11 protein-coding genes are annotated in these 9892 nt (G+C 72.9%); 3 read left to right on the top strand and 8 right to left on the bottom strand.

Annotated features, from left to right (window positions below):
* From CWIS_RS10995 to CWIS_RS10975, 5 genes are all read right to left on the bottom strand, one after another.
* Positions 1 to 820 (bottom strand): GTP-binding protein (locus CWIS_RS10995; protein WP_156186629.1); only part of this gene is annotated, 820 nt, incomplete at its 3' end.
* Positions 821 to 968: 148 nt separating this feature from the next.
* Positions 969 to 1961, bottom strand: a complete 993-nt coding sequence (locus tag CWIS_RS10990) for an FKBP-type peptidyl-prolyl cis-trans isomerase (protein WP_231583794.1) — start codon at positions 1959 to 1961, stop codon at positions 969 to 971.
* 123 nt (positions 1962 to 2084) lie between these two features.
* Positions 2085 to 2714 (bottom strand): Pr6Pr family membrane protein, encoded by a 630-nt coding sequence (locus CWIS_RS10985; protein ID WP_048343349.1) that lies wholly within the window; start codon positions 2712 to 2714, stop codon positions 2085 to 2087.
* A gap of 88 nt (positions 2715 to 2802) precedes the next feature.
* Positions 2803 to 3450 (bottom strand): hypothetical protein, encoded by a 648-nt coding sequence (locus tag CWIS_RS10980; RefSeq protein WP_048343324.1) that lies wholly within the window; start codon positions 3448 to 3450, stop codon positions 2803 to 2805.
* Complete coding sequence (locus CWIS_RS10975) at positions 3447 to 4076, bottom strand: hypothetical protein (RefSeq protein WP_048343323.1); 630 nt, start codon at positions 4074 to 4076, stop codon at positions 3447 to 3449. Before CWIS_RS10975 ends, CWIS_RS10980 begins: the two co-directional genes overlap by 4 nt.
* 153 nt (positions 4077 to 4229) lie before the next feature.
* On the opposite strand from CWIS_RS10975, the gene CWIS_RS10970 reads away from it, so the two are divergent.
* Entirely contained in the window at positions 4230 to 5309 is a 1080-nt protein-coding gene (locus tag CWIS_RS10970; RefSeq protein WP_048343322.1) for a Gfo/Idh/MocA family protein, read from the top strand.
* Positions 5310 to 5332: 23 nt separating this feature from the next.
* On the opposite strand, the gene CWIS_RS10965 is transcribed toward CWIS_RS10970, so the two are convergent.
* Positions 5333 to 6283: a ribose-phosphate pyrophosphokinase gene (locus CWIS_RS10965; RefSeq protein ID WP_048343321.1), complete on the bottom strand. Its 951-nt coding sequence runs from the start codon at positions 6281 to 6283 to the stop codon at positions 5333 to 5335.
* Between the two features lie 107 nt (positions 6284 to 6390).
* On the opposite strand from CWIS_RS10965, the gene CWIS_RS10960 reads away from it, so the two are divergent.
* Together CWIS_RS10960 and CWIS_RS10955 are read left to right on the top strand one after the other, a co-directional pair.
* Complete coding sequence (locus CWIS_RS10960) at positions 6391 to 7566, top strand: VIT1/CCC1 family protein (RefSeq protein WP_048343320.1); 1176 nt, start codon at positions 6391 to 6393, stop codon at positions 7564 to 7566.
* A 68-nt stretch (positions 7567 to 7634) separates the two neighbouring features.
* Complete coding sequence (locus CWIS_RS10955) at positions 7635 to 8597, top strand: siderophore-interacting protein (protein ID WP_231583793.1); 963 nt, start codon at positions 7635 to 7637, stop codon at positions 8595 to 8597.
* A gap of 121 nt (positions 8598 to 8718) precedes the next feature.
* Here CWIS_RS10955 and CWIS_RS10950 read toward each other — a convergent pair whose 3' ends face one another.
* Both CWIS_RS10950 and CWIS_RS10940 read right to left on the bottom strand, forming a co-directional pair.
* Entirely contained in the window at positions 8719 to 9129 is a 411-nt protein-coding gene (locus CWIS_RS10950; RefSeq protein WP_048343319.1) for a hypothetical protein, read from the bottom strand.
* 354 nt (positions 9130 to 9483) lie between these two features.
* The coding region (locus tag CWIS_RS10940) for a hypothetical protein (protein WP_048343318.1) at positions 9484 to 9892 on the bottom strand (409 nt) is incomplete at its 5' end.

The following is a 9892-nucleotide window of genomic DNA, read 5'->3' as shown; positions in this document are numbered from 1 at the left end:
CGGGGAGCCGGTCCACGCCGACGCCCGTCACACCCGAGACGACGAGCACGGGGAACGCCTCGAGGTCGCGCACCTCGTGCGCGAGCGACCGCTCGAGCTCGGGCGCGCTCGGCTCGTCGCCGCCGAGGTACCGCTCGAGCGCGTCGTCGTCGTGCGACACGATCTCCTCGACGACCTCGTCGTGCAGGCGGTGCTCCTCGTCGGCCACGTCGTCGGGCAGCGCGCCCGTGCTGTGGCGACCGTCGGCTGAGTACTCGAGCCCTTCCTGGGAGAGCAGGTCCGCGACACCGTGGAACGCGTGCTCCTCGCCGAGCGGCAGCTCGAGCGGCACGAACCCGTCCCCGAGCTCGGTGCGCAGGTCGTCGAGCACGTGGTGGTAGTCCGCGCGCGCCTTGTCCTCCTTGGTGACGACGACGAGCCGCGGAACCCCGGCCTCGGCCGCGAGCCGCCAGGCGACGTGCGTCCCGGCCTGCACGCCGTCGACCGCGCTCACCACGACGACCGCGAGGTCCGCCACGGCCAGTGCCGCGTCCACGGCCCCCGCGAAGTCCGCCGAGCCGGGGGTGTCGAGCAGCGTCACGTCGTAGCTCAGGCCGTCCGGGGCCTTCCACGTGAACGGCGCCGACGAGAGCGTCAGCGAGATCCCGTGCGCGATCTCCTCGGGCTCGTGGTCGCTCACGGTCGAGCCGTCCTCGACCTTGCCCGGGCGTGCGATCACGCCGGCGCGGTGCAGGAGCGCCTCGGTGAGGGTGGTCTTGCCCGCTCCGGCGGCGCCCACCAGGGCCACGGTGCGGATCCTGGGCGTCGTTGCCTGGTCCATGCTCGTCTCCCCGGCCGCCAGGCGGGTACGAGGGTGGTTCCCACGGCGATCGTCGGCGACCTGCGGCCCACACTAACGACGCACCCCCGGTCCCGTCAGGACGAGAGTCCTGGGGACCGGGGGTGCGGTCGGAGGTGCCAGCCCGGGGTCAGGAGGCCCAGAGGATGTCGACGACGAACACCAGCGTGGAGTTGGCGGGGATCGAGCCGCTCTCCTTGTCGCCGTAGCCCTTGTCCGGCGGGACGACGAGCAGCACCTGGCTGCCGACCTTCTGCCCGACGAGGCCCTCGTTCCAGCCGTCGATGACCTGCGCCTGGCCGATCGAGCTCACCTGGAACGGCGCGCCGCGGCTCCAGCTGTCGTCGAACGGGGTGCCGTCCCACAGGACGCCGGAGTAGTGCACGAGGACGTTGTCGCCCGCCTCGACCTCCTTGCCGGAGCCCTCGATGAGCGGCTGGACGGTCAGCGTGGTCGGGGCGTCGCCCGTGGCGGCCTTGACCGTGGGGGTGCCGTCGTCGGCGAGCGTGACGGTCGGCAGGCCCTCGACGGGGGCGACCGCGGTGCCCTCGGCGCGCGTCGGGATCTTCGCGACCGGCTCGAGCACGTAGACCTGCGTCACGCCGTCGGAGGCGAGAGCGAACAGCACCTGCGCGCCGACCTTCGTGGTGAGCAGGACCTCGTCGAGCGCGGGGATGCCGCTGCCGTCGTCCTTGACCGTCCACGTGCCCGTGGCCTCGTCGGCGTACGTGCTGCCGATGACCTTGCCGTCCTCGCCGTTGACGGCGGTCAGCTGGATCTCGACCGTGTCGCCGGCTCCGAGGGCCTCGCCGTCACCGTCGGTCGCGACGCGCGCGACGGCGGCCGAGACGCTGAACGGCGCGCTGGGCAGCGTGATCGTCGGCTGCGTCCCGGGCTCACCGTCGATGGTGACCTTCTCGAGCGCGGCGATGTCCTCGGCGCTCGCCGTGGGCTCCGCGCTCGCGCTCGGGTCGGCGTCAGCCGTCGACGTGGCGGTCGCCGTGGCGCTCGGCTTGCCGTCCGAGTCGTCCCCGCCGCACGCGGTGAGCGCGAGGGCGAGGGACGCTGCGAGAGCGGCGGCTGCGAGACGGCGGGTGGTCGTGCGGCGCACGATCGACTGCACGGTGGACTCCGGGGGTTGGGGCAGGGGCCGCGGTGGCGGCGCCCCCGGCACGGTACGCGACGAACCTGGGAGCTGTCTGTGCTTCTCGGCCCGCGAGCGGCCCGCGGACCGATTCGGGCCCGGTCAGGACGAGCCTGCGACCGGTGTGCCGAGCCGTGCCCGACGAGGCATGCGGCGGTCGATCAGGACGATCAGCAGACCCAGCAGGTAGAAGCCGGTGCCGTAGATCAGCACGTTGAGCAGCAGCCCGCCCCAGCCGTGCGCGTCGAGGTCGATGAACCCGTACGGGTAACCGAGGTCCCAGACCGTCCCGCGGATCGTCGTGAACGTGACGTACGCGAGCAGGTACGTCAGCCACCACCACGCGTATCGCCAGCGCATGCGGCGGTGCGGGTCGAGCAGCAGGAAGTCGAGGAACGCGAGCACCGGGTTGAGCTGGTGCTCGATCTGGCCGGACGTGAGCCCGATCGTGAGGTCCGGCGTGCCTGCCGCCTCGGGGTCGAGGACGAAGTACGCGACGAGGCCGGTGATCGCGAGGAACAGCGTCACGCCGCCCTTGAACCAGGCGGGCGGCTGCCGCTTGCGCAGCAGCGAGGCGATCCCGGCCCACGTCATCACGACCGCCAGCAGGATCCCCGACTGGTTGGTGAAGTAGAGCAGGTCGTCGACCTGGCCGTCCCGCCAGATCTCCCGCGTGCCCATGAGCGCCAGGTAGACCATGAAGAACCGGAACAGCGCGACGACGACGTTCACCGAGACCTCCTCGTCGGGTGACCGGACCGACGCGAGCACGCTGCCACGCCGCGCCCCGACGTGCCAGGACGCGCGCGGTGTGTCCTGATCAGGAGCCGTCGCACTCCGCGAACGGGTGATGCGACTTCTCGGTCATGATGGCGACCGAGGAGCCACCCGGGACGTCGACCGTGCGGGTGAGGCCGAGCGTGGTCACGTCGAGGCGCAACGAGTCGATCCCCGTGCCGCTGCCTCCCGCGAACTCGGCGCACCCGAACCCGAGCGCGAACTGCACGCCGAACGACTCGCCGGGACCGACCGTCAGGACGTCGGCCGCGCGGTCGATGATCTCGTCGGTCACGCTGCCGTCGTCCGGCAGGCTGAACAGGTGCGCGCGCCACTCGTAGGTGCTCGGCTCGAAGGCGGCGAGCCGCACGTCGACCGGGACGCGTCCGTCGTTGCGGAAGCTCCACACGCCGTCGTAGGTGCCGTCCGACGGGTCGACGACCGTCGACTCGTCGGGGCCGAACAGCCCGAACCCGAAGGGTTCCTCGAGCGCGTCGGGATCTGCGGCCCCGGTGTAGCTCGACGACAGCGTCGGGTTCAGCCCGACGACGAGCCAGGCGCCCACGACGAGCGCGACGACACCGCCTGCGGCCCACCACGGCCACCGCTGCCGCCCTGGGGTGCGCGGCTCCTGACCTGTCACGGGCGCGTCCTGCGCCGCGAGGGAGCCGGGGAGGCTCGGCGCGGTCATGGCGTCCCCCTGCAGTCCGGACCGGCGACGTACCCGTCCTCGGTCATCACGAGGACCCTGAAGTCGCCGCCGGCCTCGACGGTGCGCGTCAGGCCCCACGTGGTGACGTCGAGCTCGATGCGATCCAGGCCGAGGGCGGCATCCGAGTAGTCGGCGCAGCCCATCCCGAACCGGATGCTCACGCCGAACGCGCGACCGGGGGCCACGGTCAGCGAGTCGACGGTCTCCCGATGGGGTGGATCACCGGCGCCCGGCGGTGGCAGCGGCACGAGGGCGTAGTCGTGGAGCACGGGACTCGGACCTGTCGGATGGATCCGGACCGTGACTGGCACCGGACCTTCGTTGGAGAACGACCAGAGCCCGTCCCAGGCGCCGTCGCTCGGGTCCACGACGTACGACGTCTGAAGCGCGCCCATCGGGTCGGTGTCCTCGAGCGCCTCGCGGTCGACGTCCCAGGTCGGCCCGGTCGACAGGTGCGGGCGCAGGCCGATGGCGAGCCACGCAGTCAGGGCGGCGAGCACGAGCGCGATTCCTGCGGTCGCGACGAGCGCCGGGACGCGTCTGTTGCCGAGTCCGGAGGCGTGCGGCGGTGCGTCTGCTGCCGTGTGGTCGACGACGGTCGTCATCGGTCGTGCACCCCCTGCGCTCCGGACCTGCGCCGCGCCCCCGATGCGCGCGAGCCGGCCTCTCCGGAACGTAGCGCGTGGGCGCGGGTAGCGGGGCCGGTCTGTGGAGGAAGCGGGGACACGGTTAGGGTCGCAGGCGACGAGGAGGTCGCGATGGCGCAGCTGCGGTTCGGGATCGTGGGGAGCGGGTGGCGCGCGGAGTTCTTCGCGCGGGCGGCGCGGGCGCTGCCGGAGCGGTTCGCGTGCACGGGAGTCGTGACGCGGTCGGCGGAGCGCGGCGCGCACGTCGAGGCCGAGTGGGGCGTGCCGACGGTCCGCTCGATCGCCGAGCTCGTCGCGGGCCCGGACCGGCCCGACATCGTCGTGGTGTCCGTGCCGTGGCCCGTCACGCCGGAGGCGACGCGCGAGCTCGTCGCCGCGGGCGTCCCGGTGCTGGCCGAGACGCCACCCGCGCCGGACGTCGAGGGGCTTGAGCGGCTGTGGGCCGACGTGGGCGCCTCGGGGCTCGTGCAGGTGGCCGAGCACAGCCCGTTCATGCCCGCGCACCAGGCGCGTCGCGCCGTGGTCGACGCCGGGCTGATCGGTGCGGCGACGAGCGTACAGATATCGTCCACGCATCTGTACCACGCGGTCGGTCTCATCCGTCACCTGCTCGACGCCGGCCGCGACGAGGTCGTCGTGCGCGCCCACCGGTTCACCGCGCCGCTGCTCGAGCCCCTCGCGCGCGACGGCTGGACCGGCGAGACGCAGCCGCGCGACGCCCGCACGCTCATCGCGACGCTCGACTTCGGCGGCGGCCGCTCCGGCACGTACGACTTCACGGACAACCAGTGGCACAACCCGCTGCGCACCAACCGGATCGTCGTGCGCGGGTCGCACGGCGAGATCGTCGGCGACGACGTCACGTGGTTCGCGGGCGAGCGCACGGTGCTGACCAGCTCGATCGAACGGCGGGTGAGCGGGCGCGAGCAGAACCTCGACGGGTTCGACCTGGAGCACCTGAGCCTGGGCGAGCGGGTGCTGTACCGGAACCCGTTCCTCGGGTCGCGGTTCGCCGACGACGAGCTCGCGGTCGCGCACCTGCTCGCGGCGTGCTCGTCGTGGCTGCACGACGGCGGCCCGGAGCCCTACCCGCTCGCGGACGGCTGCCACGACCACCGCGTCGCGCTGGCGATGGAGGAGGCCGCGGACACCGGCCGCACCGTCACGGTCCCGACGCCGCCCTGGCGCTGACGGCCGGGCCCACCCCGAGGAGGTCAGTCCCCGTCGTGCGCGAACAGCGCGCTCACGGACTCCCCGGAGTGGATCCGGCGCACGGCCTCCGCGAACGCGGGCGCGACCCCCAGCACGGTCACGCGGTCGTCGTCGGCGAGGTCGTCGTGCGGGACGGTGTCCGTGCAGACCACCCCGGAGACACGGCCTGACGCGGTGATGCGGTCGAGCGCGCCGTGCGAGAACAACCCGTGCGTGCAGGCCACCTGGATGCGTCGCGCACCGGCGTCCTCGAGCAGGCGGACGATCGCCAGGATCGTGCTGCCGTTGGCGATCTCGTCATCCAGGACGATCACGTCGCGGCCCGCGACGTCGCCGATGATCGTCGAGATGGTCACCGCGTCCCCGTCGAGCCGTTCCTTGGACCCCGCGGCCACGGGCGTGCCGAGCATCTTCGCGAACAGCGTCGCGGTCTTGGCGTTGCCGAGGTCGGGGGAGACGACCGTCGTGCGGGACAGGTCCTGCAGCGAGAAATGCGTCGCGAGCTCGTGCAGCGCGTGCAGCTGGTCGGTCGGGACGCGGAAGAACGCGTGCACCTGCGGGGCGTGCAGGGACATCGTCAGGATCCGGTCCACGCCGGCCGTGGTCAGCAGGTCCGCGACGAGCCGGCCGCCGATCGAGATGCGCGGCGCGTCCTTCTTGTCGGAGCGCGCGTAGGCGAAGTGCGGCATGACCGCGGTGATCCGCTTGGCGGAGGCGCCGCGTGCCGCGTCGATCATCAGCAGGAGCTCCATGAGGTTCTCCTGCACGGGCGCGACGATCGGCTGCACCAGGAACACGTCCCGCTCGCGGCAGTTCGCCAGGAGCTGGACCTGCAGGCAGTCGTTGGCGAACCGCTGCAGCCGTGACCCGCTCAGCGGGACCTGGAGGTAGTCGCACATCCCTGCCGCGAAGCTGCGACCCGCCTGCCCCGCGAACACCCGGATCTTCCTCACCAGGCGGATGCTAGTGGCGCGCGACCTCCGCGGCGCGGCGGAACCGCGGGGCCCTCCGGAACGGTGGATTCGGCTCGGCGAACTCGCGCTCGTGACCGGAATGTCCGATGCCCGCCTGGCACGATGGCGGCGTGACGACCCCGACCCCGCCCACGCGTTCCCAGGTGCGGCGGTGGCGTCAGTACCTGGCCGACGAGCGCGCCGAGGCCGCCGCGTACCGCGACCTCGCGTCGCGCCGCAGCGGTGAGGAGCGCGACATCCTGCTCGCGCTCGCCGAGGCCGAGCGCCGCCACGAGCAGCACTGGCTGGACCTGCTGGGCGACGACGTGGGCAAGCCCCTGCGCGGGGACTTCCGCACGCGTGTGCTCGGCTGGCTCGCGCGCCGGTTCGGTTCGGTCTTCGTCCTCGCGCTCGCGCAGCGGGCGGAGGCACGCTCGTCGTACGACGACGACGTGGACGCGACCGCGCGGATGGCCGCCGACGAGCGCATCCACGAGGAGGTCGTGCGCGGCCTGGCGATCCGCGGGCGCAACCGCATCTCCGGGACGTTCCGCGCGGCCGTGTTCGGCGCGAACGACGGCCTCGTCTCGAACCTGGCGCTCGTGCTGGGCATCGGCGCGTCCGGGGTCGCCTCGGGGACGGTCCTGCTGACCGGCCTGGCGGGACTGCTCGCCGGGGCGCTGTCGATGGGTGCGGGGGAGTACGTCTCGGTGCGCTCGCAGCGCGAGCTGCTCGAGGCCTCGCGCCCCGGCCCGCAGGCACGTGCCGCGCTGCCGCACCTCGACGTCGACGCGAACGAGCTCGCGCTGGTCTACCGCGCTCGGGGCATGGCGCCGCAGGACGCCGCGGAGCACGCCCGCACGGTGCTGACCTCCCTGGAGGAGCTCGCGGGGAGGGCGCTGGTCCTGCCGGACCTCAGCTCCGACGAGCCCGCGGCCCCTTCGCATCCTGGCGAGGCCGCCGCGTCCTCCGAGGCCGTCGACGAGCCCGACGAGCACGAGACGATCGGCACCGCTGTCGGGGCGGCGGTCGCGAGCTTCTGCTTCTTCGCATCGGGGGCGGCCATCCCCGTGCTGCCGTACCTGCTGGGCGCGACCGGCTGGACCGCGGTCGCCTGGTCGACGGGGCTCGTCGGGGTCGCGCTGCTCGGGACCGGTGCGGTCGTCGGGCTGCTGTCGGGGACCTCGCCCGCCAAGCGCGCGCTGCGCCAGCTCGCGATCGGCTGGGGGGCCGCCGCGGCCACCTACCTGCTGGGTCTGACCTTCGGGACGACGGTCGCCTGAACGCGGGTGTGACGTAGGCCCGCCGGACGCCCCTTGATAGGTAAGGCTTGCCTGCCTACAGTGCAGGGGTGACTGCGACCCAGATCGAGACCGAGGCGCCCGCCGCGAGCCCGTTCCGCACCTTCGCGGTCACGGTCCGCGAGGTCCGCCGCATGTGCCCGAGCCTCCTGCGCGTCACCTTCACCGGCGACGACCTGCACAAGTTCGCCGACAACGGCTTCGACCAGCGCATCAAGTTCTTCCTCCCGCTGGCGTGCGGCTACGCCGAGCTCCTCGACCTCACGGCCAGCGGCGACTGGTACGGCCGCTGGCGCGAGCTGCCCGACGAGCAGCGCCACCCCATGCGCACCTACACCGCCCGCCAGGTGCGCCCGCTGCAGCGCGAGCTCGACGTCGACATCGTCCTGCACGGCGACCACGGCCCCGCGTCGCGCTGGGCGATGAACGCGAAGGTCGGCGACGAGCTCGTCGTCCTCGGCCCGAACGCGGACGCGAGCGGCCCGCACGGCGGCGTCGACTTCATCCCGCCGATGCGCACCGAGCAGTTCCTGCTCGCGGGCGACGAGACGGCCCTGCCTGCCATCGCCAACATCCTCGAGCGCCTGCCCGCCGACGCGCGCGGCGAGGCCCTCATCGAGATGCCGTTCTCCGACGACCGGCTCGACCTGACCGCACCCGCAGGCGTGACGATCCACTGGCTCGGCCGCGACGGCGCCCCGCACGGCTCGCTGCTCGACCCCGCGGTCCGCTCCGCCGCCGAGCGCGTCCTGCCCGCCGTCCGGACCGCCGACACTGACCTCGGCGACGTCCCGTGGTCGTACAACCCCACCGACGACGACGTGTGGGAGGTCCCGGTCGACCACGCGACCGGCACCCCGCTGCGCGAGGCCGCGCCCCTGTACGCGTGGCTCGCCGGTGAGTCCGCCGTCATCCGTGGCCTGCGCCGCCACCTCGTCACCGAGCGCGGCATCGACCGCAAGGCCGTCGCGTTCATGGGCTACTGGCGCCACGGCAAGTCCGAGTCCAACTGATCGCTGCCTCCCGTACTCGCCCAGCGCTAGCGTCTGGCGGCCCGGCCGCGAGCGCGAACGCTGCTAGTACGAACGACGACGAGACGAAGGCGCCCCGAGTACTACCAGGCGGCGAGGCTCGCTACGCGTCGGCGAGGGGGCGGCGGGCGACCGCGAGCCTCCAGATGGCCACGGCCCACATCGGCAGTGACCCTGCCGCAGCGAGGGCCACTGCCGCGACCGGGCCGAGCGGTGTCACGCCCAGCAGATGAGGGACGAACGCGGTGGTGAGCGCAGCGAGCAGTGCGATGGCCGAGGCGACGCGGTAGCCCAACGGCAGGGTGCCTGCGAGGCTGAACACGAGTGCCTGCCCCATACCGAGGACGAAGATGGTCCAGATGCCGCCTTCCGAGCTCGCGGAGGACGCCGAGACCCCGATCGCCGCGGCACCTGCCGCGGCGAGTGCGAGCGCGGCGACGCCGTTCGCGTAAGGGTGGACGTTCTGCGCGGCTCCGCCCGGGTGCGCGGCCGGCCGCGGCATGGAGTAGCTCATCAGTCCCCCTTCGCCGACCCGGACCTCGAACGGTCCAGGTCGCTCACCTGACCCTAGCGCGCCAGCCCTGCGGCGTGGGCGGAACGGGTGAGCCTTGGTGCGGCGGCGCCGAACCGCTGTTCGCGCCCCCCGACGCTTGGCAAGTTCTAGACGGGGGCGTTCAGCGGCGGGCGTCGGCCCGGTGGGAGATCCGCACCCACCAGGAGCACGCGGGTGTCGTGGTCCAGGGCGAACAAGACGCGGCAGTCGCCGCGGCGCGCCGAGCGCAGCCCTTCGAGCTCGTCACGCAGCGGCCTGGACATGCGCTCGGGGTTGGCATTGTCCTCTCAGATCGGCCCAGGGAAGTCCGGCCAGTTAGCCCCTCGCCCAGTGCTCGTTCAGGCGGGCAACGGCGTCGTCCTTCGTGATGGTCCTGAGCTCATCCTCACTCAGCCCGAGTTCGCGCTTGAGGGTCATGACCAGCCCGAGGGGCAGGGCGGTCTCGGGTTCCGCCCGCGCCGGCGAACGCTCAGGTTGTCGTCCGTCCTTCGCGCACGACCAGGACTCGTCCTCGGTGACGTCCAGCTGGTCTCGCAGGATGTGGTCCCAGAGGCTCACCCCGTAGACGGTGGCGTCGACGGGCCGCGAGATCCGAGTGCGCAGGATCCGGCCGTCCGGCAGGGCGAGCTCGTAGGTGGCGTGGTGGCCGGTGAGCTTGCCACGGGCGCTGCGCACCTGATCCCAACCCTCGACCTCGCAGAACCTCTCGTGGTCGTCACGGGTG

It is taken from the genome of Cellulomonas sp. A375-1 (genome assembly GCF_001040865.1).
Taxonomy (GTDB): Bacteria; Actinomycetota; Actinomycetes; order Actinomycetales; family Cellulomonadaceae; genus Cellulomonas; species Cellulomonas gelida.
This window is presented reverse-complemented; position numbering and strand designations above follow the sequence as displayed.

What these genes read in the sequence shown, in the direction of transcription:
- CWIS_RS10980 (WP_048343324.1), bottom strand. Translation starts at nt 3,450, where the DNA reads ATGACCGCGCCGAGCCTCCCCGGCTCCCTCGCGGCGCAGGACGCGCCC.
- CWIS_RS10975 (WP_048343323.1), bottom strand. Translation starts at nt 4,076, where the DNA reads ATGACGACCGTCGTCGACCACACGGCAGCAGACGCACCGCCGCACGCC.
- CWIS_RS10970 (WP_048343322.1), top strand. Translation starts at nt 4,230, where the DNA reads ATGGCGCAGCTGCGGTTCGGGATCGTGGGGAGCGGGTGGCGCGCGGAG.
- CWIS_RS10960 (WP_048343320.1), top strand. Translation starts at nt 6,391, where the DNA reads ATGCCCGCCTGGCACGATGGCGGCGTGACGACCCCGACCCCGCCCACG.
- CWIS_RS10950 (WP_048343319.1), bottom strand. Translation starts at nt 9,129, where the DNA reads ATGAGCTACTCCATGCCGCGGCCGGCCGCGCACCCGGGCGGAGCCGCG.